Source organism: Candidatus Binatia bacterium (assembly GCA_029243485.1).
GTDB lineage: Bacteria > Desulfobacterota > Binatia > UBA12015 > UBA12015 > VGTG01.
This window is the reverse complement of sequence record JAQWRY010000088.1, coordinates 320,770-344,798: the sequence shown is the minus strand read 5'-3', so window position 1 is coordinate 344,798 and position 24,029 is coordinate 320,770. Positions and strand designations below refer to the sequence as shown.

The following is a 24,029-nucleotide window of genomic DNA, read 5'->3' as shown; positions in this document are numbered from 1 at the left end:
TCTGCCGGCTTAGAGTCGCCGACCCCCATCATGACCCGCACCGAACGCACTTTCTACATCCTCGAGGGGAGCTTCCAGACCTGGGGCTGGTTCATGACCCCGGTCTATCCGATCTTCCTTCTCAGCAAGGGACTCGATCTCTTCCAGATGAACGTCGTGCTTGCGACGTACTTCCTGGCGACCGCGATCTTCGAAGTGCCGACCGGCGCTGTCGCGGATGTCTTCGGGCGACGGTTCTCGTTCATCCTCTCGTGCTTCGTCCGCAGCGGCGCGTTCCTCCTCTACACCTTTGCCGACAGCTTCACGGATTGCCTGATCGCCGAAGTCATCGACGCCATCGGCTACACGCTCGCGAGCGGTGCTCTCGAAGCATGGGCCATCGACGGGATCCGGGAAGAAGGCGACCACCGGCCCACCGATCGGCTCTTCGCGCGTGTGGAGATGATCATTCGGGGCGTGATGATCGTAGGCGGAATCGCGGGCGGGCTTCTCGCCGACATCGACCTGCTTCTCCCGTGGTACGTCGCCACCGTGGGCTTCTCACTCACCGGGCTCTACGCGCTCGTGGCCATGAAGGAGCCGCGCCGCCCCAAGCGGACGCGCTCCGCCCCCATCTTCCAGCCACTCGTGGCGCAGATGCGAGACGGCGTCGCGGCCGCGCGCGCTTCGCGGACCGTCGGCATACTGTGTCTGATCTCCGCCTTCACCGCCGCCGCGCTCCTACCGGTCAACCTCACGTGGCCGCCCCGCCTCGAACTTCTGAGTGACCAGGGCTACTGGGTGCTCGGAGCCGCCACCGCGCTCTTGAACGCCGCGGCCTTCACCGGCGCCGCACTCACGACCCGACTCCTGCGCCACACCGGCCGCGAGTACCTTCTCTTCGGCACGACACTCGTGCGCGGCCTCGTATTCGCGGCCGCCGCGCTCGCTACCCAGTTCTACCCAGTCCTCCTGGGCCTTCTCATCGGAGAGCTGATGGGCGGCGCCGGACGCCCAGCCTACCAGGCGTGGCTGAACGAGCACATCGAATCGAGCCGACGCGCCACCGTGCTCTCGGTCGCCACGATGTCGTTCACGCTCGGCGCGGCGATCGGGCTGGTCGCTCTCGGCCTCCTCGCCCGAAGCTCCGGATTCTCGAGCGCCTGGCTGGTCGCCGCGGCGCTGCTCGTGATCGCGGCTCCGGGGTATCTACTCCTCGGCCGCATCGCGCCCCCTGTGGTGGGAGACGAGGCGTCCACCGCTGGGTAGACGGCAGGCGAACGGCGCACCGGCCTCGGCCCGGGCGCCGCGCACGAGTATGTTCGCGTCGCCAAAGCGCTGGCCGACCTTCCCAAGATCGACGAGGCACTACGCGTCGGCAAGCTCAGCCACTGCACGGTCCGCACCCTCACGCGATGCGCCGGCACCCACAACGAGGCGACGCTGCTGGAGTGGGCGGAGTCGTGCACTGGCGCGCAACTCGAGAAGACGCGCGCGAAGTACAAACGGGTCCTGCGCTACGAGGGCCTGATCCCCGTCGACGACCCGGAGTTCGGGTACGTCCAGAAGCGCGAAACACCGTCCGGGATGGTGCGAATCGTGGCGCAGGTCCAGCCAGAAGAAGCGGCGATCGTGATGAAGGCGCTCGAAGTCGCACGAGCGGCGGCCGCGAAGTCTGCCGGAGACGTTTCCGCGGAAACGTCGGAGGGCTTGTCCGAGCGTCTCGAAGGCGAGCGACGAGCGACCGCGGATCAGGGCGGACCGACGTCGCTCACGAATCTCGTGTCGCTCTGCAGACGGCATCACCGGTTCATGCATGAGTTGGGATGGAGGGTCGAGGGTCGCCTCGACGTACGGCTCGCCGACCTCGAACGCCGCATTACTGTGAGAATGCTGGCCAGCACCGCCGCGGTGTCCGCGCTGGCGAGGCTGCCCTAGCTGACACACCGCCCTGCATCGCCGACAACAAGACCCACCGCGGTCTCCGGACCTCGACCGAGTGGCCGTGCTCGCCGAGCCTCAGTACGCAGCCGCTAGTCCCGCACGTGCATCCGGATGCGGAGCCCCTCGGGAACCGCGCTCGGTTTCCAGCGCACATCGAGCACATAACCGGGCGGGTCGAGGTCAATGCGATATCGCCGGAGGAAAACGGCGATGGTCGTCAGAAAGCACGCCTCCGAGATCCCGGACCCGACGCAGGCATGAGCGCCGACGCCGAACGGCGCGAAAGCTCCCGGCGCCGCCGTAGCGGCTCCATGCTCGAGAAAACGCTCGAGACGGAACTTCTCGGGCTCTGGATAGAACTCCTCGAGGTGGTGCGGAAGCACGAACGGCAGAAAGACCTTCTCGTTCTTTCGGATCTGAAAGCCGCCGACCTCAACAGCCGCGGGTGCGTAACGCATGACTCCCGGAACAGCCGGATACAACCGAAAGCTCTCGAGCATCGCGGCTCGCAGGAGGGGCATCTGGCGAAACACTTCTCGCGTGAGCGGCCCGCTGCCGACGGCCTCGCGAACTTCAGCAGCGATCTGCTCCTGCGCATCGGCGTTGCTCGCAAGCGCGTACAGCATGAACGAAAGACTCGACCCAAGCGTGTCGAGCCCGCTCACGAGAGGCATGACGACTAGCAAGGCCGCACCGCTACGAGTCTTCGCATATTCGTCGGCGAGCCGGCGACTGATCTGCGACCACCGACGGCTCCCAGCAGAGGGAGAGGCCGACACCAGATCCCAGAGCCCACTCAGTCGCACCAGCGAACGGCGGAACCGGCGTGGCGTGGGAAGGTAGTTCTCCCACGGCTTGGTCACCGTCCGAACGAGACCATCGGTGACGGTGTCGACGTCGTCAAAGTAGCCGTCCGGCTGAACCCCCAGACAAACCTCGCCCATCTGTGCGACGAGCAGACGCTTGCAGAGATCGGTCGCGTTCTGCGACTCACCCGGGGCGAAGCCTTCAAAGTAGCGCTCGACGACGTCGACTGCGCTCTCAAGCTGCTCTTCAAACGCGCTTCGCGTGAACCCCGGCTGAACGTCCGAACGCAGCTTCCGATGACGCTCCCCGTCGACATTCGTAAGAAGGCTCGCGGGATCGTCTCCCACCCTCTTCGCGATCGCATCGTACATGCCCTCCGAGCTGAGGAACTCCTGCTCCCGCGTAGTCACCAGCCGATTCGACTCGGCTCCCGCAAGAACGACGAAGCGCTTGGGGCCAAGGCGAATGCGGAACACGGGCCCCAAGGCCCGGTAGGCGCGCGTGAAGAGTTCGATCGGGCGCGATTGGAAGTCGCGTAGGCTTCCGAGGACTGGAGATGCGGGGAGGCGGGGGGGACGCCTCGTCCCAAAGTCCCTTAGGCGAAGCGAAAGATCTGGCTGGTCCGTATCGGCGCACTTGAAGGAACTCGGGGAGGCAACTGAAGCGAACGACGCCCCACAGCCGGAAGCCTGATCGCGACCCGTAAGGCCAGAGGACACTCGGGAAACCACCGAGGACAGAGACAGACGCATCGGGGAACTGTCCGCCTTCACTTTTGCCTCACTCGTACCGGAGCGCCTGCGCCGGCGACAGCCTCGCCGTGCGCACCGCCGGGGGGAGAGCCCCAATCAGGCAAGCCACGATGCCCAGCGCCAAGCCGCCGGCTGGAGTGAAGTAGGCAGGATACAGCCTCAGCTGCCAACCAAGGATGCTTGGCAACAGCCCCTCGACGAATGCGATGCTAATCCCTATTCCGACGATAATCCCCAGCGCGGATCCCGCTACCCCGATCGACAGAGCTTGGACGATGACCATCCCCGAAAGGGCCGATGGCGTGTAGCCAAACGCGCGCATAGCGCCGATCTCCCTTGTCCGCTCAAGTACGTCTGCAGCCAACGCATCTCCCGTCCCGATCAGCACGACTGCGAGGGTCAGGAACACGAGAGCGTCGGTAAAGCGGAAGCCCTGACGAACAGAATCACGAATCCATTCCGCCAGCCCATCCTGATCAATGACCCGAAGCCGGTACCGATCGCCGAGATGGTGGAGGACTGCTCGACGAACGTCAACGCCGGACGCTCCGGGGGACAGAAGCAGAAGTGCCTGGTGAAAAGACGGATCGTTCCAATACCGTCTGTACGTCGTCAAGCTCATCACGACGTCACCTCCCTGGGAGATGATCGAACTCCCGCCTACTCCGACGACGGGCAATTCAAGTGGTCCCGTCGGAGTCATCAGGCGAATTGTATCTCCTACGCGGAGGCCGCGATTGATTACCAGCTGCCGATTCACAAGAACACCGCGACCCTGCGCCACCGAGTTCAGCGCGCCCGCCTCCGCCCCCGGCTCGAGATCCCAATCGCCAAACCCCGTATTGCGAAGCCTCGGCTCGTCAACTGCCAAGATTCCCGTCTCGGGGTGGCGGGAAACCGCGTTGAGCGAAGCACCAACCGCCTCAACACCTGGAACATCCAGCAGCTCCTGCAAGGCGGTGTCAGCGAGCTTCGGCTCAATAGGCCCCTTCGAGAACCCATCAACTGAGCCATCCACGATCAAGTCTGCGCCCACACGGCCGTGAGTTAGCGTGTCGACGACATAGTGCTGGAAGCTCTCCGCCATGAACCCGATCCACACTACGACAGCGATACCCGCCATAAGGACCAAAGCGGCACCCACGGCGCGGGTCGGAGCCCTCCCCTGGTCCTTGGCGCCGATTTGAGAAGCCCCCCCGAAAACCAGTCCGAAGGCCCCTCCAAGCGCAACCAGCAGCGGCTGGAGGAGGAGGCAACTCGCAACGATCAGAGCCGCGATGATTCCAACACCCAAAGCGGGCCCTGGGCCAGCTAGATAGTGGAGGGCAAGGAGCGCGACCGCAGCCAGGGCGGCAGCAACTCGTGTAGCCCGAACCAGAACCCTGTCGGGCCTCGACTCTCGGCGTCTCTTCCTGGACATCACCACCGAGATGGGAAGCCGCGCAACACCAAGCGCCGGCATCACCGCTCCCACGACCCCGCTGATCACCCCGGCAGAACCAGCCAGGAGGATTGGGCCCGGTGCAACAGCGATGGCGGGCGTAGCGACCGTCTGCTGGAAATTGAGCGTCATCGCGTCCGCAATGGGAGAAACCATGAACACTGCGAAGGCGATCCCCAGAAGGCCCCCAACGGCGGCACCGATGCAGCTGAACAGCGCCGCTTCTATGAGCAGCGAACGGAGTAGGACTCGCGGGGGCCAACCCAGCCCACGCAACACGCCGATCTCCCACAAGCGTTCCTGATATACAGTCGCGACTCGATTCGCGGTGATCAGCCCCGCAAGCACCAATCCCAGCAAAGAGATTATATCGAGCATCGTCTGGAATCCGGCTACGAGACTCCTTCTCCGTTCCTGAAGCGCGGCTGTAAGCTCTACCGCCACGTGGGCCGGGAACACGTCCTCCAGTCGGCCGGCCAGCTCGCGCCCATCAACTCCTTCAGCCAAAACCACATCAACCCGGCTAACCCTCCCAGGAAGCCCGAGAGCTTCCTGGGCAGCGTATAGGTCCATGATCACCGTTCGCCCGCCATGGGCTAGTCCTACTCCGCTGCCGAGCAGGATTCCTCGCACTGTGAGGGTTGGTCTGCCCGTAGACGTCTGCAGCTCGATGCGGCTGCCGCGCTCGAGGCCAAGTTCCCTGGCGAGCGCCTCAGGGACGATCACTGAATCCTGCTGGTTGAGGAAGACCAGTGGGTCTTCGATCCCCGAGTTCTGCGCCGGGTCCGCGTCGTAGATGCGAATGTTCGCATCGGACAGCATATCAATGCCGACCACCGCGACTTTGACCTCGAGCCCGCCCACCACGGTCGCTGCGCCCATCAGCAAAGGTGCGGCGGCGGCGGTCTCTGGGCGTTGGAGGACTTCCTCCAAGACGCGCTCATCGAGTGTTCCCCCGCCCGCGGCGAAAACCTCGAGGTCGGCGCGGCCACTGAGCGCGCCGAGTGAGTCTTCGAAGCTGGACCGCAGAGCGTCGTTGGCCAGCAGAACGCCGGTCGCGAGTGCGACGCCCAACGCGATGACACCGATCGCGAGCGCCAGCTGCCCGTACTGGCCCCGAAGCTGCATCCGCGCCAGCTGGAGCTGAATCATCTGCCGCCCTCGATCGATTCGAGGGAGCCAACAGACGGCTTTTCGCCTGGGCCGATCTCCTCCACCACACGACCGTCCTGCATCAGCACCGTTCGATTGCCGTACGTCGCTGCGAACGAGTCATGCGTTACGAGCACGACCGCCATCTTCCGGTCGGTGCTGAGATCTCGGAGGAGGTTCAGGGCTCGAATCCCATTTCTCGAATCCAGGTTGCCCGTGGGCTCGTCTGCCAGGAGGATCGCCGGGGCTCCTACCAGGGCGCGCGCGATCGCTACGCGCTGCTGTTCGCCACCTGAGAGTTCCAACGGGAAACGGGCCGCGCGGTTCTGGGACAAACCGACGAGTTCCAGGAGGCCTCGCGCCCGCTCGCGTGACTCGCGCAGACTGACGCCCACGGCACCGAGTGGCGCCCAGACGTTCTCCTCGATGGTCAGGCGCGGGAGAAGGTTGAAACTCTGCACGACAAATCCGATGTGCTGCGCCCTCAGCAAACTCAGTCTGTGCTCTGAAAGCCGCGCTAGATCCTGACCCGCGACCGTGATCGATCCCGAGGTCGGACGGTCGAACGCCGCGATCAGATTGAGCAACGTGCTTTTCCCGCACCCGCTCGGCCCCATGATCGCAACGAACTCTCCCGGCTCCACATCGAGAGATACGTCGTCGAGCGCGCGGGTAGCTGCAGCGCCAAAACCGTACTCCTTCGTTGCCCGATCCACCGCGATGATCTTCATGGCAATTGCCCCACCGAGCTTCCGCTCAGGACCGTGCCCTTGTCAGCGCGCGCTTCGCGACCGGCGCCTCCGCGACGGCCTCGACCTCCGCTTTAGCCTCTCGCTCCGCCGCGATGGTTGCCTTGAGCTCCTCGACGAACTCGAGTTCCAAGCTCAAATGTCGGGTCCTTCGTTGAACGAGAGTGTCGCAGACCGCTCTCTGCATGCCAGTCGATCCCGGGGCCAAGTTCGCGTCTTCGAGTCGACGGATCGCACGCCACAAACACCGCTTCCAATCATCGAGCAGTGAGATCGCCGTATCACTCGGCAAGAGGAAAAAGAGAGGAGCGCGGGTCGCGAGCTCCGACTCCGGACAGGGTGAGACCTCTGGGACGTCGGTGAGCCAGCCCATGAAGTCTGCCTTACCGCTCGAGGTGATCTCGTAGCTGACCTTGCGCGGATCGCCGGCGGTCCCCGTGGACGCAAGTCTGATCATCCCGACGCTGCAGAGGTGCTTCAGCTCCCGGTAGAAGTTCCCTGACCCTCCAACGAGCCAAGTCCGATGGCGGTGCTCCTTGGCGAGCGCGTATCCATGTTGGCGGCCCTGGCTCAGTAGCCCAAGAATCTGTCGACGTAGCATCGAGCCCTCCTCGATTTCGGGTTCCAAGAGGAGGCAACACCTCCATCTACGGCCTGGATGACGCTCAGCTAGATCGGCTTCAAGTCAATACCTATCAGACACCCATCAAGCGTCACGGATGCATCCAAGGGGTGGCCAGAGAGCGTGCTCGGCAGGCATTCGTTGCTGTTCTTGACGATTCTTCTGCGATCGAGGTACCGCGTCCTCCCATGAGGAAATGCGACCGTTCGCCGTTTCGCCGCCCCCTAGCGCCAGTCGAGACCCCCAGCGACGTCGGCCAGCGCCGCCCCAAGAGACGCGGGCCCTGCTTCGCTTCCGCGTCCTGGGCATGCTCACCTCCGGAAGATCCGGGCCCCGCGAATCACTGCTCCGCGAGTACTCACCTCCTTCGATCTCGGAACACCTTGCCTCCGATTTCGACCGCGAGTTCCGCAACCTCGAGCGCGACGGATTGATCGGCGCGCGTGCACCCCAAACCCCAGGGGCCCCGGCTGTCGGCCCTACGAGATCACCAACTCAGGTCTCGCAGCGTTCATGAAGTGGTTCATGAAGCTCCCAGCCGGATCGCTCTACCACGACATAGAACTCGAAACGCCTGCTCTTTTTTCGTAGGCGTGGCCTCGATTCAGGCCGCGATGGCATTGCGCGCGTGGAGAAGCGATCTCGCGCAGACTACTCGCACTATGCAAGCTGAGTTGGTGGGCTTCCTATCCGGGAGAATCGGCGAACCCAACGCCGGGGCGGTACTCGCGATGCGCAAGCTTCGCTACATCGCGGCGGACTACTCATTCCTCGAAGACCTTTATGACGAGTTCAACCTGGACCGAGTCGACTCCACACGGGACATACCGACAGCGGGTTAGAACGCGTTGGGGCAAACGCTGCGAGAGCTGGTGCGCGCGGGAACGTCAGTCGCCGAAGTTCTGAACGTACGGAAGATTCGCAGCGGTCTTGCGGACGTCGTCGAGAGCTTCGACGAGAATCCCAGTCGCGTCCCAGGTGCCGGTCCGCAGACGATGCCGCGCACCATCGTGCGTCTTCACCGCGTAGCCAACGCCGTTGTACGTCGCGGTCATCGCTTCGAGGTCGATCGCGAGGTCGTGCGCCGGGTCTTCGTTCACCACGGCGAGCAGCTTGTGCACGTCGGCCTCGCTCGCCTGCACGCACGGGATGCCCATCGAGACACAGTTGTTGAAGAAGATGTCGGCGAAGGATTCGCCGATGATCGCCTGCACGCCCCAACGCCACATCGCCTGCGGCGCGTGCTCACGCGACGAGCCGCAACCGAAGTTCTTGTTCACGATCGCGACGCGCGGGCCCTTCGCCCGGAAGCGAGGATCGTTCATCGGGTGATCGAGAGGCTTGCCTTCGCTATCGAACCTCAGGTCCTGGAAGGCGTATTGGCCCATTCCGTCGAACGTCACGGCGGTCATGTAGCGGGCGGGGATGATCTGGTCGGTGTCGATCTCGTTTCCGGGAAGGGGGATCGGACGTCCGGCGATCGTCTTGATGTGGCGTCCTTTGTCGGTGCTCATGAGTTCCCCTCTCCGATCATGTCGCGCACGTCGGTGACAGCGCCTTCGAGCGCAGCCGCGGCCACCATCGCCGGGCTCATGAGGAGCGTCCGGCCGGACGGACTGCCCTGTCGACCCTTGAAATTGCGATTGCTCGACGAGGCGCAGACCTGGCGGCCCTGCAGCTTGTCGGGGTTCATCGCGAGACACATCGAGCAGCCGGGAAGGCGCCACTCAAAGCCCGCCTCGCGGAAGACCTCGTGGAGACCCTCCGCTTCGGCTTGGCGCGCGACGTCCTGCGAACCGGGAACGACGAGCGCCTTCACGCCCGACTTCACACGCCCGAGCTTCGCGACTCGGGCCGCCTCTCGCAAATCGGAGATGCGACCGTTCGTGCAGGAACCGATGAACGCGACGTCGATCTTCGTGCCCGAGATCTTGTCGCCCTTGTTCCAGCCCATGTAGCCGTATGCGTCCTCGGCGACGAGACGGTCGTCTCCGTCGAACGACGCTAGGTCCGGGATGGCGCCGTCCACACCGACCACCTGTCCGGGATTGATGCCCCAGGTGATCGTCGGTGCAATCTCGTGCGCCGGGATTCTGACCACGTCCTCGTAGGCAGCGTCTTCGTCCGATGCGTTGGACAGCCACCACTTGGCAGCCTTGTCGAAGTCGGCACCGGCCGGAACAAACTTCCGGCCGCGCAGATACTCGACCGTCTTGTCGTCCGGATTAACGTAGCCGCAGCGCGCTCCGCCCTCGATGGACATGTTGCAGACGGTCATCCGCTCTTCCATCGACATGTTCTCGAACACGGTGCCGGCGTACTCGTAGCCGTAGCCGACGCCGCCATCGACACCGAGAGTCCCGATGATGTGCAGGATCACGTCCTTCGCGTAGACACCCGGGCCAAGGTCACCGTCCACTTCGATGCGACGAACCTTGGGGCGGTGCATCGCGAGGCACTGACTCGCGAGCACGTCGCGCACCTGGCTCGTGCCGATTCCGAACGCGACCGCGCCAAACGCACCGTGCGTGCTCGTGTGACTGTCGCCGCAGGCGATCGTCATCCCGGGCTGCGTGAGTCCGAGCTCCGGTCCGATGATGTGGACCACGCCCTGATTTCCCGACTCCGGTCCGAAGAACTGGATGTCGTACTCGCTGCAGTTCTTCTCGATCTCCGACATCATGATCTCGGCCTGGCTGTCCGCGAGGGGACGTGCCTGCGAGTCGGTCGGAATGATGTGATCGACGGTCGCGTACGTCCTCTTGGGGAACGGCACGCCGAGCTTGGCCTCGCGCAGCATCGCGAACGCCTGCGGGCTCGTGACCTCGTGAATCAGATGCAGACCGATGAACAGCTGGGACTGCCCTGAATCGAGCTCACGCACCGTGTGCGAATCCCAGACCTTGTCGAGAAGACTCCTAGCCATGCCCTTTGGGATAAGGATCCCTCACCGGGCTTGCAAAACGAGACCCTCCGGGGTCACTCCACATAGCCGAGCGCCCGGAGCTGCTCGACGTGCTTCGGATCCAGCTCGATCGGGGCCGAAAGAGGCGCGCGCCCCTTCCAATGCTGGTCCCAGGCACGCAGGGAGCCGAGCAGCGCCCGGCCTTTTCCCTGGACCGGGCCGCCGGCCGTGAGATCCTGCTTCTCGCCCGGGTCGTTTGCAAGGTCGTAGAACTCGACCGTCCGGCCCTTCGGCGTGCGAATCACGATGAGCTTCTGCTTGGGGGTTTGCACCGAGACGCGGTGGGCCCACATCGTCTCGTGACTGAAGGCGGTGAGATCCGGGAACGAGGCGACCTTGCGGGCCCCGGTGATCCAGCCACTCAGATCGTGCTCCCGGTACGGGTTCGCGGAACCGCTGCCGAAGCCCTGCGGCGGTTCGATGCCGGCGAGTCCGAGGATGGTCGGTGCGACGTCCATCGAACGCACCTGGTTCCCGATCCTCTGTCCTGCGGGAATGCGGCGCGGGTAGCGAACGACCCACGGGATCTTCACCACCTCGTCGTAGAGGCCCTTCGAGTGTCCCTTCTTGCCGTGCTCGAAGAACTCCTCGCCGTGGTCGCTCGTGACGACGACGATGGTGTCGTCGTACACGCCGAGCCGTTCGAGGGCGGCGAGAATCCGGCCCAGGTGTTCGTCGGTGTAGCGGATCTCTCCGTCGTAGAGTGCGAGGACGTGCTCGAGGTCCCGCGCGGCCATGTCCTTGTGCACCTGGTCGGTCCCGGCGAAGTCGTCACCGGTGACGGTGCCCTCGTATTCCGGGTCGAACATGATGTCGTAGGGCGGCGGCGGGGAGAAGTCGTAGTGCGGATCCCACATGTGCAAGAACACGAAGAAGGGCTTTTCGTCCTCCTTCACGTGCCAGGCGTCGAGCCAGTTTACGGCAAGCGTCTCGAGCTGTGGCGAGGTCGGCTTTCTGTGAATGTCGTCTTCGGGCCAGACGGTGCTCTCGTCGTACGTGTCGAAGCCCTGATCGTGTCCGTACATCGCCCGGAGGTAGGGCCCCGAAGCGAACCCGGCGGTCGCGTAGCCGCGCTCGTGCAGCACCTCGGCGAGCGTCGTCGCTTCCGTCAGGAGACGTTCCTCGGAGGTGTCCACGCCGTGCAGCTCGGGCGGGAGTCCCGTGAGGAGCGTCGTGTGCGACGGCAGCGTCCACGACGACGACGCGACGACGGACTCGAATAGCGCGCCCTCCGCGGCGAGCCGGTCCAGCACTGGGCTCGTATCGCGGTCGTAGCCGTACGCGCCGAGGTGATCGCTGCGCAGCGTGTCGATCGAAACGAGGAGGACGTTCGGCTGCGCCGGCGGACCCGGATCCGGCGTCGTGCACGCGCAGGCGAGCAAGAACAAGCCGGCGAGGAGGCGTCGCCCTTGGAATTGGACTGGCATGTGGGCCCGAAACCATGGCCGATGCCTCGTGCCGGGGCAACCGTCGCCTTTTGCGAGCACGATCGCCGACCACTAGCGTGCACGAGATATGCGACGCGGACGACCACGCCCCATCGCCTTCGAAGGCGCGAAGGGCCTCACGCTACAGGCCGACGTCTACGGAGACCCGAACGGAACGCCCGTCGTCCTGCTGCACGGCGGCGGACAGACTCGGCATTCCTGGTCCGATACCGCATGCGCCTTGGCAGAAGACGGGTGGCAGGTCGTCGCCCTCGACCAACGCGGACACGGCGAGAGCGACTGGGCGAAGGACCAGCAGTACCAGCTCCAGGACTACGCGGCGGACATCGTCGAGCTGATCCCCCAACTCGCCAAGCCTCCTGTTCTAGTCGGGGCCTCGCTGGGAGGGCTCGCCGCCCTCCTCGCTCAGGGCGAATCCGAGGGCGACTTCGCAATCGGCCTCATCCTGGTCGACGTCGCCCCCCGGATGGAGCGCGACGGCGTGGAGCGGATCCTCGAGTTCATGAAGGCGCACTCGGACGGGTTCGCAACGCTCGACGAATGCGCCGACGCGGTCGCCGCCTACAACCCGAACCGCCCGCGGCCGAAGAGCTCCGAGGGCCTCGCGAAAAATCTACGCAAGGGCGACGACGGTCGCTGGCGCTGGCATTGGGATCCCGGCTTCGTCGGAATCGACCGCCAGACCGAAGGCCGCGACGACATGATCGACGACGCCGCGCGCGCGGTCGACATCCCCACCCTTCTCGTCCGCGGCCGCCAGAGCGACCTCCTCAGCGAAGAAGGCGCCCGCCACTTCCTCGAGCTCGTCCCCCACGCCAAGTTCGTCGACGTCTCCGGCGCCGGCCACATGGTCGCCGGCGACAACAACGACGTCTTCACCGACTCCGTCCGCGCGTTCCTGAACGAACTCCGGGGGGACGTTGGTTAGTCGTTGTTTAGACTAAACAACGACTAACCAACGTCCCTCTCCTCCGGGAGGTCGGGGGACCAGTTTACGCCGTTGATGTGGCCGCCGCCGTCGGCGAAGAGCGTGTTTCCTGTCAGGTACTTCGAGTCGTCTGAGGCTAGGAAAAGGGCGACGCCGGCGATGTCGGTCTCGGGGTCGCCCATTCGGCCCATGGGGTTCTGGGTGAGCATGACCTCGGCGGTCTCCGGATTCTGGTCGCGGAAGCGGACGTAGGCCTCGGTGGCCGCGGCCGGACAGATCACGTTGCAACGAATCTGATGGCGGCCCCATTCACGGGCTGCCGTTCGGGTGAGCGTCCGGGCGGCCTCCTTCGACGCGTTGTACTCCACGGAATACATGTGCGCGTTCACCCCATTGAGTGAGCACATCGTGATGATGCTGCCGCCGCCCTGCGCCTTCATGTGGGGGAAGACGGCTTGCATCGCCCAGAAGACGGATAAGTATCCCGTCTTGAGGCCGTGCATCATGTTTTCATCGGTCTTCCACTCCAACCGCGCGATGTTGCTGCCGCCCCACGCGTTGTTGACCAGCACGTGGACCGTCCCCCAGGCGGACACCGCATCGGCGATCGCCGCGTGCACCTGGTCCTTGTCGCTCACGTCGGTGCGCACGAAGCGCGCATCGGCGCCGATCTCCGCCAGCTCGGCGGCCACGCGCTCGCCCGCGTCCGGATCCAACTCCGCCACCAGGACACGCGCGCCCTCACGCGCATAGCTCCGCGCGATCCCCCGCCCGATCCCCATTCCCGCTCCGGTGATGACACAAACCTGATTCTCGAGACGTCCCATGCGAATGGGTTTCCCGCTCGCAGGGCCGGCGGTCAAGCGGCCGGCTACAATTGGTGCTCTCAGAATTGCCTAGACGAGAGACTTCGTCTATCCCACGCCCATGGCCGAGGTGAGCATGAGTCGGAGGAGCTAGATGTCCGCAGGCGGTGGAACCAAAGCAATCATTGCGGCCTTTCTCGCAAACCTGGGTATCGCGATCGCCAAGGTCGTGGGGTTCGTGTTCACGGGATCTTCGTCGATGCTTGCCGAGTCGATTCACTCGTTTGCCGACACGGGCAACCAGGGCCTGCTCATGCTCGGGCACAAGCTCGCCCAGCGCGATGCGACGCCGCAGCATCCGTTCGGCTACGGCCGTGAGCGTTACTTCTGGGCGTTCGTCGTATCGCTCGTCCTGTTCGCGCTCGGCTCAGTGTTCTCCGTCGTCGAGGGGATTGAGAAGATCCGCCACCCACATCCGCTCGAAGACCTGAGTTGGGCAATCGGGATCCTCTGCGGGGGCATCCTCCTCGAAGGCTGGTCGTTCCGCACCGCCGTCGTCGAAGCGAACCACACCCGCGGGCGCGCGTCATGGACGGACTTCATCCGCAGGTCCCGCTCTCCGGAGCTTCCGGTCGTCCTGCTGGAGGATGCCGGAGCCCTCATCGGCCTCGTCATCGCGCTCGCCGCCGTGAGCCTCGCTGCGGTGACGGGAAACGCCCTCTACGATGGGGTGGGAACGCTTCTGATCGGCCTACTCCTCGGAGTCATCGCAATCGTGCTCGCCGTCGAGATGCGAAGCCTTCTCATCGGAGAGGGGGCCCGGCGCGAAGACCGCGAGAAGATCGTCACCACGCTGAGCGAGTCGCCCCACGTCGTCCAGCTCATCCACATGCGCACGCAGCACATCGGGCCGGAGGAACTCCTGGTCGGCGCGAAGGTCGAGTTCAAACGGGGGATGTCGACCACCGAGATCGCCCACGCGATCGACGCGCTCGAAGTCGCGATCCGGTCGGCCGTGCCAATTGTCGGGCCGATGTACATCGAGCCGGACCTCCTGCGCCCCACGACGACGACGGCCCAGCCCGAAGCGAGAACGGATTCCTAGCCGCTCCTCCGCACCTGTGATCAACTCGAGCACATGACGACCGAAGCGCAGCCAGAACCGCTCGTCCTGCGACACGACGAAGACGGCATCCGTACGCTGACCCTGAACCGACCGCGCCAGCTCAACCCGCTGTCCTCCGAGATGATCGACGCTCTCCTCGCAGAGCTCACCGAGACCGGCCAGGAAACGGCGGTCCGTGTCGTCATTCTCGCTGGGGACGGGCGCGCCTTCTCCGCCGGTCACGACCTTCGACAGATGCGGTCGACGCCCGAGCAGTCGTACTACGAAGAACTCTTCGCCCGCTGCGCCAAGCTCATGCTCTCCGTGACCACCCTCCCCCAACCCGTGATCGCACGCGTTCAGGGCATCGCAACGGCCGCCGGATGCCAGCTCGTCGCGACGTGCGACCTCGCCGTCGCTACCGAAGAAGCGCGGTTCGCGACATCCGGCATTGGAGTTGGCCTCTTCTGCTCCACCCCGTCGGTGGCCCTCTCGCGAAACGTCGCCCGCAAGCACGCGTTCGAGATGCTCTTCACCGGGGAGTTCATCGACGCGCCCACCGCACTCGCGTACGGCCTGGTGAACCGCGTCGTCGCGGCAGACGACCTCGACGCGGCGACGGTTGAATTGGCGAGGAAGATCTCCTCGAAATCCGCGACCGCCGTGCGCAGCGGCAAACAGATGTTCTACCGCCAGATCGGCCTCGCGACGGACGCGGCCTACGAGTACGCCGCCGACGTCATGGCGTGCGACATGATGAGCGACGACGCCGTCGAGGGCATCGACGCCTTTCTCGAGAAGCGCAAGCCGACCTGGCGAACGTCTTAGCGCACCGCCGTCGACATCGGGCCGACGCCTGGGCACTAGCGCGAGAGATCAACGACCCGATGCTCCCGCCGCGCGCGCTCCGCGGCGAAGACCATCCGGTGAGATTCGAGCGTCTCGTCCGGACCCGAGAGCAGCGGGGCACCACTGCCCTGCGCGACGGCCGACACGAACGCGTCCATCAGGGCGAGATCCCCTCCCCCGTGCCCACCGACCTCGGTCACGTCGACCGAGCTCGGTTCGACCTCCTCGGTCTGGCCGGTCACGAAATCGGTGACCTTCAGCGTGGCGCCGTCGCCCTCGATGGAGCCGCGCGTCCCAAAAAGGCGCGTTTTGCGATCGAAGCCGTACTCCGTGAACGCCGTCATGGTGAAGGAGGCGGTCTTGCCGCCGGCAAACTGGAGAATCACGACCTGGTTGTCGACGACGTCGTTGTCGGACTCGTAGACGCAACGACCGTAGCGCCCGTCGCGCAGCGCCGCCTGAACGGTCTCTTCGGTCGGATCGTCCGTGATTACCGATACCGGCCATCCCTGCCAACCCAGCTGCACCATCGTGAGATACAACCGCGGCGCTGAGTACGGGCAACGGGGCTCGAAGGAGCACTCTACACACGCATGCGCGTCGCCCGCCTCCGCGGGCTTGTTCTCCGGCCGGAAGTGCCGCAACGACCCGAAGGACGCGACCGATTCACAACGCTCGCCCATGACGTACCGAATCCAGTCGAGATCGTGGCAGCCCTTGGTCAACAACATGAAGGACGACGTGCTTTCCTTGCGCCAGTTTCCTCGCACGTAGCTATGCGCGTAGTGCCACCACCCCACCGGCTCCAGCCGATCGAGTGAGACCAGATCTCCGATGGTGCCGGCGTCCAGCAACGCGCGAAGACGTTGCGTGTACGGCGTGTAGAGCAACACGTGGCCGACCGCGAGGAGCACACCGGCGCGCTTCACCGCATCGACGATTCGCTCGCACTCCGCCTCCGTGGGCGCCATCGGCTTCTCGAGCAGGAGGTGGTACCCCTGCTCCGCGAGCGCAATGGCCGGCTCCTCGTGCTGGTCGTCCAGCGTGGCGACGATCGCAGCATCGGCGAAGCGCTCACGCGCGACCGCCTCGCGCCAATCCGCGAACTGGTTCTCCTCCGGTACACCGAGCTCCGCCGCGAGTTTCCGCCTGCGCGCTTCGACGGGCTCGGCGATGCCGACGACCTGCGCACGCTCGGGGTTGCCGATTGCCCAGCGGGCATACAGCGAACCGCGATCCCCCGCGCCGACGACGAGAATTCGAACAGGCTTCATGATCCCTCGTAGGTGATGCGCCAAATCCGCCCGCTGCGTGAATCGGCGATGTAGAGCGATCCATCGGCCGCCTGGGCGATCCCGGTCGGACGGTAGGCCGCGTCGGGCGGGTGCTTTACGTCGGCATTTTCGGCGAAGCCCTGGGCGAACACCTCCCAGCCCCCGCTCGGCTTCGCACCGTCGAACGGCACGAACACCACGTTGTAGCCCGCCTGCGGCAACGGGGTTCGGTTCCAAGAACCGTGGAAGGCGATGAACGCGCCGCCTCGGTAGCGCTCGGGGAACCGGTCTCCGCCGTAGAAGGTGATCGCGTTGGGTCCCCAATGCGCCGGCAGAGCCACCGCCGGAGCCGAGTACGTCTCGGCCGGCGCCCGTTTCTCTCCGTCGCCGCCGTACTCGGGTGCCACCATGCGCGCACCGCGCTGTGGATCCCAGTAGGTGAACGGCCACCCGGCGTTGGAACCGTCCGCGAGGACGTGCAGCTCTTCTGCCGGCAAGTTCGCACTCTGCTCGGGCGTGTACAGCTTCGGCCAGAATTGCCGCAGCTGGTCGCGTCCATGCATGACCACGACGACCGCCTTCGCACCCGGGCTCCAAGTTAGCGCCACGGAGTTGCGTAGGCCGGTGGCGAAGCGGCGGCCGTCAGCCGTTTGCGTCATGCCGACCTTCCCCGCGGGGAACTGCCACACACCGGCGTGCCGACCGAGTTGCGGGCAGTCGGGCTGCCCCGGCGAACCCTTGGTCCGTCGCTTCTCCATGCAGCCGTTCGACGGAGCGCCGACGTTCACGTAAAGCCGTCCGTCGCCGTCGAGCGCAATGGACTTCGCGCGGTGACCGTTCTGATCGGGGAAGTCGGACACCACGGTCTCGACGGCTCCGGCCGGACCGAGCTTCTCCGGCGCGAGGCGTACCCGGGAGACCTCCACATCGGAGGAGAAGTAGAGGTAGGGCTCGCCGATCGTGACGCCGGTCCCGCCGGTATCGCCAAAGCGCACCTCCCGGTCTGCGACGCCATCACCGTCCGTGTCGCGGAGACCCACCACGCCGCCGCCGTCCAATGCTTCGCGGAGCGCCACATAGACGTCGCCATTGTCGCGAACCACAAGGTGACGTGCCGGGCCGACGCCCTGCGCGAACACCGACGCCCGGAAGCCCCTGGGCAGCTCTAGCCCCGCGGCTCGAACCTCGAGAGGTGGGGGCTTCTCTGCCTCTCCCGGACGCGCCGCCCACACCGTCGTGGCAACGCCCATACAGAGGCCGATGCCGAGAAGGATCCGGAATCGCATGAGGTGATCCTCCTATGCGGTGCGCGCAGTGTCGAGCCGACTGATGACGACGGTGATTCGTTTGCTATGCCACCGGCAGATGTCCACCGAGCTCGACGATATTGTCGCCGTTGGCGGCAATCTCCGACCCGAGACACTGCTCTCGGCGTACAGGCGCGGTGTCTTCCCCTGGCCCGGCGACGGCCTCCCCTTGCTCTGGTACTGCCCCCGGGAGCGAGCCGTCCTGGAACTCCCCGACCTGCACGTCGGACGAAACCTCGCACGGGCGCGCCGCAAGAGCGGCCTCGAATTCACGATCGACCGGGCCTTCGGAACCGTCATCCGCGCGTGCGCGGAGATTCCACGGGCCGACCAGGCGGGAACCTGGATCACCGACGAGATGCTCGCCGCCTACGAGGAAATGCACCGCCTCGGATTCGCGCACAGCGTCGAGGCGTGGCGCGATGGCGTTCTGGTCGGAGGCTTGTACGGTATCGACCCCGGCGGAGCGTTCTGCGGCGAGAGCATGTTCCACACGGAGCCGGATGCGTCGCACCTCGCGCTGCTCCACCTGCTTGATCACGTCTACAGCCGCGGCCTCGACTGGATCGACATCCAGGTCATCACACCGCACATGCAGCGGATGGGCGCGCAGGAAGTGCCCCGCGACTACTTCCTCGGCCGCCTTGAAGAAACTCTCGCGAAGAGGCTGGTTCTCTTCGATCCGCCGCAAGTCCTCTGACGGTCAGCGGGCGATCGCGCCCAGCTGCTTGGCCGTCATCATCCACTCGAACGTCGCGGCGCCGTCAGGGGGCAGCGAGCCCGCCTGCAGGCAGCTCACGCTTCCCTTCCGAACGCGCGTGTAGAACCCGCCCATCCGACCCGTCAACCAGTAGGCCAGCAGTTCGCCGATGTCGGGCTCGTGCCCGACGAGCATCACGTTCGCACCAGGATCGACTTCGGCGAGACGCGCCGTGAAGGCGATCTCGTCGACCCCACAAGCAAGCTCGTCCCAAACCTCGCGACGCGCGCCGGAGAACTCTGCCGCCAGCCCATCAGCCGTCTCGATCGCACGAATGAGCGGACTGGACACCAGCAGATCGACGCTCACTTCGAGCTCGGCGAGGCCACGCGCAACACGCGCCATCTTATCGTGACCTTCGGTAGTCAAGCGGCGATCGAAATCCCGGCCACTGTCCGAGTAATCCTCGGCGACTCCATGGCGAACGAGATAAATGCGACGTTGGGGCATGTGCTGGCTCCTTGGTAAGCCGCCTATGTAATCCCCACCCGAGCCCGCGTCGAGTGCAAAACGTCAGCGGGCCGCCCGTGCGTTGGCAGGAACGCAGCCGGAACTGCACTCTGTCCTCTTCCTTTGTCTTCTTCCTCACAGCACCAGCCTCACGCCTGGAGCGCACCGACTGGTGAAATCGGTCGATTCTTCGTCGGGCCCCTCTGCGCCACCGGCGGCTTTCTCGGGACGGGCTAGCTCCTCCTGTCGGTCCTCGACGCAAGCGAAGTCGCCGCCAGCCAAAGAACCAGGGTCGCGCGGGACGTGCAGTCGTCCGTCACCCGGCACATTGCAAAACAACTCAAGTACTTAGGCCCGCCGAGGCTGGTGTACCTCGGAGACTCACTCTCCATGCCAACGGCGGGCAAAGCGATCACGGGGGGGGGGGCTTCGCCACATGCTCGCGCTTCCGCTGCACGCGGTCGGGATCTCCGCTGACGAAATCGTCACCTCGCACGCACTGATCGAGGCCGGCCTCTTCGACACGTAGCGGGGCCTGCAGCAGGTGCGGCTCCCGTTCGCGGTAAGCAGGACCGCTGCTGACGAGCCTTCTCTTGTACTTCCTGCGGCTTGCGCCGTACCTGCTCCTCCTTCTCGCAGAAATCGGGATCAACTACGCGCTCCTGCCCGGGATGCTCCGGAGCCCCCACCCGAAACGGTGGCTCACGGTGTCGATCGTCTTCACGATCGGGATCCTCGCCGGCTTCAAGTACCTCGGCTTACTGGCGGGGATCGCAGCCCCATTCGCGCAGATTCTCTGGAACACCGAAGCTCCTCTGCCGCATACCTCACCGGGCTCGTCCCCACTCTCTTTACCGCGGTGACGTATGGGGAGACAGTCCCCAAGCGACCGATCGTCCCAACATCGTCGTGATGCTCGGCGACGACCACCGCGGGCCGCGGGATCGGGCGCCGGACGCTCGATCCCGCCTTCGAGTTCTTGGGGGCGCATCGCGACGGGCCGTTGTCCTTGTGGTTCGCGCCGCAGCTCCCCCACACGCCCCACAACGCGCCACCGGCGTATTACAATCGCTACCGAGCCAGAGACGCCGTCGAGGGAGCTCGCTGCTCTTATGCGAACTGCACGTGGGAAGACGCCGTCGTCGGCCGGCTCTTGGATTTTTTCGACGACGAGAACCTCCGCAAGAACACTCTCATCGTCTACCTCTCCGACAACGGGTGGGCTCAGCCACACGATCAAGCAGTGCCCGTGCACCTCGGCGGGCGGCGCGGGAAGTCTTCGATGCACGAGCTGGGGTTCCGAACCCCGCTTGTCTTCAGCTGGCCCGGCCACCTTCCGGCGGACAGTTCGTCCTCGGCGACGACCGCAAACCGAATCCGTACACGCACTACAAGGGCGACGCGTACTACCTGCGGGAAGGGGATTGGTACTACATCCCCTGGGGCGGAATGCTGAACCGCCAGATGCTCTTCGACACGAAGGCCGACCCCGAGGAGAAGACCGACGTGTCCCACCTGCACCCCGAGCGCGCGGCCGCGAACCGCGAACGCGTGCTCGAGTGGCGCGATGGCATCGGCATCGGCATCGGAAGAAAGCGCCTGAGATGGGCGCCCAGCTGGCTCACGAGACAGAAAGCGTGCAAGCCTCGGGCGTCCAAGTAAAGCCCGGCCCCCGACGGACGAGATCATGCCCGCGCGGCCATTGCGGCGGCCGGCGGGACCGCGCAAAGAGCGAGGATGGCACTCAAGTACGCAGTCCTCGAGATTCTCACCGACGGCCCGCTCCACGGGTACGCCATCCGCGCCGTGCTGTCCGAACGCATCGGATCCTTCTGGCCCATGAACCAGGGGCAGGTCTACGCTACTCTCGACCGCCTCGACCGCGACGGCCTCGCCGACTCCTTCTGCGGGGCGACCGCGGGGGAGTCGCGGAAGTTCTATGAGATCTCGAACCACGGCCGCGCCGCACTCGAGGTGTGGCGAACGCATCCCGAAAGCGAGCGCCCGAACGACGGCCTCGGATTCGACGACTGGATCGCTCAGTTGGCTGTCGCGCATCGGTTCGCGGAACCGAATCTCGTTCGCGAGGCCATCGGCGTGCAGCGGCGGCGGTGCGAAGCCTTGCTGCGGTCGATCGAGCAAAGGACTTCGGAGGCGGCAAGAGGAAACACGGCCCCGCGCGCCGCGCGAGAGATTCTCGCCGCCGAACTCGATTGGCTCGAGATCGTCTTGCGGGAACTGGCTCCCGACACATCACCCACTGCGCCGGCGGCATAGATCCGCGGAGCCCGCTCGCACCGCCCGGCAACGGAGAACAGGGTGCACTATGGCTATTCCCGACCGGGCACCAGCGTCTCGTTCCACAGTCGAATCCGCCGAAGGGTTCTGCCTCGCGATCTGTCACGACCTGCGCGGGCCCCTCGCGACGGCCGGCGCGGCCATGCACGAGCTCGCGCGACGGATGGACCCGCATGGCACGGGCACCTGCGATCGCTATCTGGAGATCGCGCGGCAGAGCTTGTCGAAGGCGGACGAACTCCTCGGCGCCCTCCCCGGCCTAGTCGCGCGCAGGCCCACTCCCCGGCGCGCCATCGCGCTCCGCAACCTGATCGAGGCCGCCCGGACCGACGTCACCCTCGAGCTCGAACTCTGCGGCGGAGCGTTTCGGATCCTCGGGGCCCTCCCCGAGGTCCTCGGTGATCCCGCGCAGCTTCGCATCGCTCTGCGAAACCTCGTCCAGAACTCGATTCGGCACCGGCGCCACGGCGTCGCGCCCGACATCGCGGTTCGGGGGTGGTGCCTCGGCGACGAATGCACGCTGACCATCGCAGACAATGGCCGCGGCCTGCCGCCGTCGGCGGAGCAACGTTCGTGTGGGCTCGGAATCGCAATCGCCCGACATGCGATCGAGGCGAGCGGTGGCAAGCTCGCGTTCTCATCCCGCTCGGGGCCGGGCACCACGGCCGCGGTTACGCTCCAGGCGGCGTCCGCGGAACGGTTCGAAGGCGCTAGCCGAACCGACGCCGAAGCCAGTCGACCATCAAGCGATTGAGTTCGTCGGGCTTCTCCTGCTGCGTCCAGTGGCCCGAGCCGCCGATCTGTACGGTCTCGAGATCGGGCACGAACTCCTTCATCGGCTCGGCGAGTTCAGGGCGCAGCGCCGGATCCAGCTCGGCGGTGACCATCAGCGACGGAACGTCGATCGGGTTGTCGGCCCACGCGGCACTGAGCTCCCAGTTGCGATCGAAATTTCGGTACCAGTTGATGCCGCCGGTGAAGCCTGTCCGTTCAAACGTGTCGACGTAGACGCCGAGCTCTTCTTCCGAAACGATCAGCTCGCCGACCTCCTGATCGCCTTCGACGGCGTCGACCATGTTGCGCATCTTACCGTCCTCGCGGAACGTGGAGCTCGCGTATTGCTCGAGGGGAACGCCGCTGCGCATCAACTTCCGGAACGTGCGGCGCACGTCCTTCGCGAGACCCGCATCGGCGATGCCCGGCTGCTGGAAGTGTAGGATGTAGAAGTTGTCGCCGAACATCATCTTGAAGATGGTGGTCGGCTCGACCGGTGCGCGCGCGAGCGCGGGCGTATTCACCCCGATGACCCCGGCGGTCCGGTCCCGATGCATCTTCGGCATCTCCCAGACCAGGTTGCCGCCCCAATCGTGGCCGACGAAGATCGCCTGATCGATCTCGAGCGCATCCAGGAGACCTACGAGGTCTCCATTCAAGTGCACGATGTCGTAGTCGGCGACCGGTTCGGGGCGATCGGTGCCTCCGTAGCCGCGGAGATCCGGAGCGATCACGCGAAAGCCGGCGTCGGCGACGGCGGCCATCTGATGGCGCCAGGAGTAGCCGAGCTCCGGAAAGCCGTGACAGAGAACGACGGCCGGGCCCGTGCCCTGCTCCATGAACGCCATGCGGATGCCATTCGTTTCCACCGTACGGCGCTGCACGCCGGCGAGAAGATCGTTCGATGCCATCGTCGAGTTCCTCAGAGATCGAAAAGGGTGAGAGGCGCCTCGTGCACGAGGCACTTGGCGTCGTCATTGCGCGGGCTGTTCACGTGCTTGCTCACCGGGAAGGCCTCCATCACGTCTGCGTCCGCCGGCTTCAGCAGCGGCTTTAGCTTGGCGGCGTCTGTGATGGTCGGGTCCAGCCAGAGTTCCCAGCTGTCGCGCGGCAGGATCACCGGCATGCGGTCGTGGATCGGTTCCATCAACTCGTTCGGGCTCGTCGTCAGCAACGCGCACGACTCGAGTCGGGGCCCGTCGTCGCTACGCCACGCCGCCCAAAGACCGGCGATCGCGAACGGCTCTTCGCTCTTCAGCCGGATGAGATACGGCTGCTTGCCGTCCGACTCCTTGCGCCACTCGAAGAAGCCGTCGGCGGGAATCAGGCAGCGCTTCGACTTGAATGAGTCACGAAAGGCGGGCTTCTCGGCCGCCGTCTCCGAGCGCGCGTTGATCATCCGCGCGTCCTTCGGCGGCTGCTTCATCCAGTGAGGCACGAGCCCCCAGTGCAGGAAGGCCATGGCCCGCTGTGCCTCGTCAGTCGTTTGGCGAATCGCCACGACGGCCTGACTCGGGCAGATGTTGTACCGCGCCTCGAACCCGTCGGGCGGGTCGACGCCGAAGATCTCGGCGATCACCTGCGCCGGCGAGGTCAACGTGAACCGGCCGCACATCGGC

24 protein-coding genes are annotated in these 24,029 nt (G+C 65.3%); 11 read left to right on the top strand and 13 right to left on the bottom strand.

The window, feature by feature from the left end; translation table 11 throughout:
- Positions 1-30: 30 nt before the first annotated feature.
- Both P8R42_29960 and P8R42_29955 read left to right on the top strand, forming a co-directional pair.
- Entirely contained in the window at positions 31-1,248 is a 1,218-nt protein-coding gene (locus tag P8R42_29960) for an MFS transporter (protein MDG2308828.1), read from the top strand.
- Between the two features lie 318 nt (positions 1,249-1,566).
- Positions 1,567-1,917, top strand: coding sequence for an HNH endonuclease signature motif containing protein (locus P8R42_29955; GenBank protein ID MDG2308827.1), 351 nt, complete (start codon positions 1,567-1,569; stop codon positions 1,915-1,917).
- 95 nt (positions 1,918-2,012) lie between these two features.
- On the opposite strand, the gene P8R42_29950 is transcribed toward P8R42_29955, so the two are convergent.
- Genes P8R42_29950 through P8R42_29935 form a run of 4 tightly spaced genes read right to left on the bottom strand, consistent with a single transcriptional unit; the run spans position 2,013 to position 7,425 of the window.
- A complete protein-coding gene (locus tag P8R42_29950; GenBank protein ID MDG2308826.1) occupies positions 2,013-3,482 on the bottom strand; it encodes a cytochrome P450 in 1,470 nt (489 codons plus the stop codon).
- Positions 3,483-3,510: 28 nt separating this feature from the next.
- Positions 3,511-6,075, bottom strand: a complete 2,565-nt coding sequence (locus P8R42_29945) for an ABC transporter permease (protein MDG2308825.1) — start codon at positions 6,073-6,075, stop codon at positions 3,511-3,513.
- Entirely contained in the window at positions 6,072-6,806 is a 735-nt protein-coding gene (locus P8R42_29940; protein MDG2308824.1) for an ABC transporter ATP-binding protein, read from the bottom strand. The genes P8R42_29945 and P8R42_29940 overlap by 4 nt, the downstream gene beginning before the upstream one ends.
- A gap of 25 nt (positions 6,807-6,831) precedes the next feature.
- Positions 6,832-7,425 carry a PadR family transcriptional regulator gene (locus P8R42_29935; protein ID MDG2308823.1) on the bottom strand — a complete coding sequence of 198 codons (594 nt, stop codon included), beginning with the start codon at positions 7,423-7,425 and terminating at the stop codon, positions 6,832-6,834.
- 683 nt (positions 7,426-8,108) lie between these two features.
- On the opposite strand from P8R42_29935, the gene P8R42_29930 reads away from it, so the two are divergent.
- Positions 8,109-8,288: a hypothetical protein gene (locus tag P8R42_29930; protein MDG2308822.1), complete on the top strand. Its 180-nt coding sequence runs from the start codon at positions 8,109-8,111 to the stop codon at positions 8,286-8,288.
- 45 nt (positions 8,289-8,333) lie between these two features.
- Here the strand turns inward: P8R42_29930 and leuD are convergent, their stop codons facing one another.
- From leuD to P8R42_29915, 3 genes are read right to left on the bottom strand one after another with little or no spacing between them, the layout of a single operon-like run.
- Positions 8,334-8,960, bottom strand: a complete 627-nt coding sequence (leuD, locus tag P8R42_29925) for a 3-isopropylmalate dehydratase small subunit (protein MDG2308821.1) — start codon at positions 8,958-8,960, stop codon at positions 8,334-8,336.
- Positions 8,957-10,372, bottom strand: coding sequence for a 3-isopropylmalate dehydratase large subunit (gene leuC / locus P8R42_29920; protein ID MDG2308820.1), 1,416 nt, complete (start codon positions 10,370-10,372; stop codon positions 8,957-8,959). Before leuC ends, leuD begins: the two co-directional genes overlap by 4 nt.
- Before the next feature lie 53 nt (positions 10,373-10,425).
- On the bottom strand, positions 10,426-11,838 hold the full coding sequence (locus P8R42_29915) for a sulfatase (GenBank protein ID MDG2308819.1): 1,413 nt from the start codon (positions 11,836-11,838) through the stop codon (positions 10,426-10,428).
- Positions 11,839-11,926: 88 nt separating this feature from the next.
- Between P8R42_29915 and P8R42_29910 the strand changes: the two genes are divergently transcribed.
- Complete coding sequence (locus tag P8R42_29910) at positions 11,927-12,787, top strand: alpha/beta hydrolase (protein ID MDG2308818.1); 861 nt, start codon at positions 11,927-11,929, stop codon at positions 12,785-12,787.
- Between the two features lie 23 nt (positions 12,788-12,810).
- Here P8R42_29910 and P8R42_29905 read toward each other — a convergent pair whose 3' ends face one another.
- Positions 12,811-13,614, bottom strand: coding sequence for an SDR family NAD(P)-dependent oxidoreductase (locus P8R42_29905; GenBank protein ID MDG2308817.1), 804 nt, complete (start codon positions 13,612-13,614; stop codon positions 12,811-12,813).
- Between the two features lie 133 nt (positions 13,615-13,747).
- On the opposite strand from P8R42_29905, the gene P8R42_29900 reads away from it, so the two are divergent.
- A complete protein-coding gene (locus P8R42_29900) occupies positions 13,748-14,698 on the top strand; it encodes a cation diffusion facilitator family transporter (GenBank protein ID MDG2308816.1) in 951 nt (316 codons plus the stop codon).
- Positions 14,699-14,731: 33 nt separating this feature from the next.
- Positions 14,732-15,526, top strand: coding sequence for an enoyl-CoA hydratase (locus P8R42_29895; protein MDG2308815.1), 795 nt, complete (start codon positions 14,732-14,734; stop codon positions 15,524-15,526).
- Between the two features lie 35 nt (positions 15,527-15,561).
- Here the strand turns inward: P8R42_29895 and P8R42_29890 are convergent, their stop codons facing one another.
- Both P8R42_29890 and P8R42_29885 read right to left on the bottom strand, forming a co-directional pair.
- Complete coding sequence (locus P8R42_29890; protein MDG2308814.1) at positions 15,562-16,821, bottom strand: Gfo/Idh/MocA family oxidoreductase; 1,260 nt, start codon at positions 16,819-16,821, stop codon at positions 15,562-15,564.
- Entirely contained in the window at positions 16,818-18,107 is a 1,290-nt protein-coding gene (locus tag P8R42_29885; GenBank protein ID MDG2308813.1) for a PQQ-dependent sugar dehydrogenase, read from the bottom strand. The genes P8R42_29890 and P8R42_29885 overlap by 4 nt, the downstream gene beginning before the upstream one ends.
- A 79-nt stretch (positions 18,108-18,186) precedes the next feature.
- Here P8R42_29885 and aat point away from each other — a divergent pair, with 79 nt between their 5' ends.
- The gene (aat, locus tag P8R42_29880) at positions 18,187-18,828 is read left to right on the top strand and encodes a leucyl/phenylalanyl-tRNA--protein transferase (protein ID MDG2308812.1); all 642 of its coding nucleotides are present in this window, start codon (positions 18,187-18,189) and stop codon (positions 18,826-18,828) included.
- A gap of 3 nt (positions 18,829-18,831) precedes the next feature.
- Here the strand turns inward: aat and sixA are convergent, their stop codons facing one another.
- A complete protein-coding gene (gene sixA / locus P8R42_29875) occupies positions 18,832-19,338 on the bottom strand; it encodes a phosphohistidine phosphatase SixA (protein ID MDG2308811.1) in 507 nt (168 codons plus the stop codon).
- Between the two features lie 593 nt (positions 19,339-19,931).
- Here sixA and P8R42_29870 point away from each other — a divergent pair.
- The 4 genes from P8R42_29870 (at position 19,932) to P8R42_29855 (ending at position 22,390) form a co-directional block, all read left to right on the top strand.
- Positions 19,932-20,201, top strand: a complete 270-nt coding sequence (locus P8R42_29870) for a hypothetical protein (protein MDG2308810.1) — start codon at positions 19,932-19,934, stop codon at positions 20,199-20,201.
- Positions 20,202-20,556: 355 nt separating this feature from the next.
- Entirely contained in the window at positions 20,557-21,000 is a 444-nt protein-coding gene (locus P8R42_29865) for a hypothetical protein (GenBank protein MDG2308809.1), read from the top strand.
- A gap of 75 nt (positions 21,001-21,075) precedes the next feature.
- On the top strand, positions 21,076-21,615 hold the full coding sequence (locus tag P8R42_29860) for a PadR family transcriptional regulator (protein ID MDG2308808.1): 540 nt from the start codon (positions 21,076-21,078) through the stop codon (positions 21,613-21,615).
- A gap of 49 nt (positions 21,616-21,664) precedes the next feature.
- The gene (locus P8R42_29855; protein ID MDG2308807.1) at positions 21,665-22,390 is read left to right on the top strand and encodes a HAMP domain-containing sensor histidine kinase; all 726 of its coding nucleotides are present in this window, start codon (positions 21,665-21,667) and stop codon (positions 22,388-22,390) included.
- Here the strand turns inward: P8R42_29855 and P8R42_29850 are convergent.
- Positions 22,347-23,321: an alpha/beta hydrolase gene (locus P8R42_29850; GenBank protein MDG2308806.1), complete on the bottom strand. Its 975-nt coding sequence runs from the start codon at positions 23,319-23,321 to the stop codon at positions 22,347-22,349. The two genes, P8R42_29855 and P8R42_29850, sit on opposite strands and share 44 nt — an antisense overlap.
- An 11-nt stretch (positions 23,322-23,332) precedes the next feature.
- The gene (locus P8R42_29845; GenBank protein MDG2308805.1) at positions 23,333-24,025 is read right to left on the bottom strand and encodes an SOS response-associated peptidase; all 693 of its coding nucleotides are present in this window, start codon (positions 24,023-24,025) and stop codon (positions 23,333-23,335) included.
- Positions 24,026-24,029: the final 4 nt, after the last annotated feature.

Bases quoted from the DNA above. Each gene is read 5' to 3' on its own strand.
- P8R42_29960 (MDG2308828.1), top strand. From the start codon at position 31: ATGACCCGCACCGAACGCACTTTCTACATCCTCGAGGGGAGCTTCCAG.
- P8R42_29955 (MDG2308827.1), top strand. From the start codon at position 1,567: ATGGTGCGAATCGTGGCGCAGGTCCAGCCAGAAGAAGCGGCGATCGTG.
- P8R42_29950 (MDG2308826.1), bottom strand. From the start codon at position 3,482: ATGCGTCTGTCTCTGTCCTCGGTGGTTTCCCGAGTGTCCTCTGGCCTT.
- P8R42_29945 (MDG2308825.1), bottom strand. From the start codon at position 6,075: ATGATTCAGCTCCAGCTGGCGCGGATGCAGCTTCGGGGCCAGTACGGG.
- P8R42_29940 (MDG2308824.1), bottom strand. From the start codon at position 6,806: ATGAAGATCATCGCGGTGGATCGGGCAACGAAGGAGTACGGTTTTGGC.
- P8R42_29935 (MDG2308823.1), bottom strand. From the start codon at position 7,425: ATGCTACGTCGACAGATTCTTGGGCTACTGAGCCAGGGCCGCCAACAT.
- P8R42_29930 (MDG2308822.1), top strand. From the start codon at position 8,109: ATGCAAGCTGAGTTGGTGGGCTTCCTATCCGGGAGAATCGGCGAACCC.
- leuD (MDG2308821.1), bottom strand. From the start codon at position 8,960: ATGAGCACCGACAAAGGACGCCACATCAAGACGATCGCCGGACGTCCG.
- leuC (MDG2308820.1), bottom strand. From the start codon at position 10,372: ATGGCTAGGAGTCTTCTCGACAAGGTCTGGGATTCGCACACGGTGCGT.
- P8R42_29915 (MDG2308819.1), bottom strand. From the start codon at position 11,838: ATGCCAGTCCAATTCCAAGGGCGACGCCTCCTCGCCGGCTTGTTCTTG.
- P8R42_29910 (MDG2308818.1), top strand. From the start codon at position 11,927: ATGCGACGCGGACGACCACGCCCCATCGCCTTCGAAGGCGCGAAGGGC.
- P8R42_29905 (MDG2308817.1), bottom strand. From the start codon at position 13,614: ATGGGACGTCTCGAGAATCAGGTTTGTGTCATCACCGGAGCGGGAATG.
- P8R42_29900 (MDG2308816.1), top strand. From the start codon at position 13,748: ATGTCCGCAGGCGGTGGAACCAAAGCAATCATTGCGGCCTTTCTCGCA.
- P8R42_29895 (MDG2308815.1), top strand. From the start codon at position 14,732: ATGACGACCGAAGCGCAGCCAGAACCGCTCGTCCTGCGACACGACGAA.
- P8R42_29890 (MDG2308814.1), bottom strand. From the start codon at position 16,821: ATGAAGCCTGTTCGAATTCTCGTCGTCGGCGCGGGGGATCGCGGTTCG.
- P8R42_29885 (MDG2308813.1), bottom strand. From the start codon at position 18,107: ATGCGATTCCGGATCCTTCTCGGCATCGGCCTCTGTATGGGCGTTGCC.
- aat (MDG2308812.1), top strand. From the start codon at position 18,187: ATGTCCACCGAGCTCGACGATATTGTCGCCGTTGGCGGCAATCTCCGA.
- sixA (MDG2308811.1), bottom strand. From the start codon at position 19,338: ATGCCCCAACGTCGCATTTATCTCGTTCGCCATGGAGTCGCCGAGGAT.
- P8R42_29860 (MDG2308808.1), top strand. From the start codon at position 21,076: ATGGCACTCAAGTACGCAGTCCTCGAGATTCTCACCGACGGCCCGCTC.
- P8R42_29855 (MDG2308807.1), top strand. From the start codon at position 21,665: ATGGCTATTCCCGACCGGGCACCAGCGTCTCGTTCCACAGTCGAATCC.
- P8R42_29850 (MDG2308806.1), bottom strand. From the start codon at position 23,321: ATGGCATCGAACGATCTTCTCGCCGGCGTGCAGCGCCGTACGGTGGAA.
- P8R42_29845 (MDG2308805.1), bottom strand. From the start codon at position 24,025: ATGTGCGGCCGGTTCACGTTGACCTCGCCGGCGCAGGTGATCGCCGAG.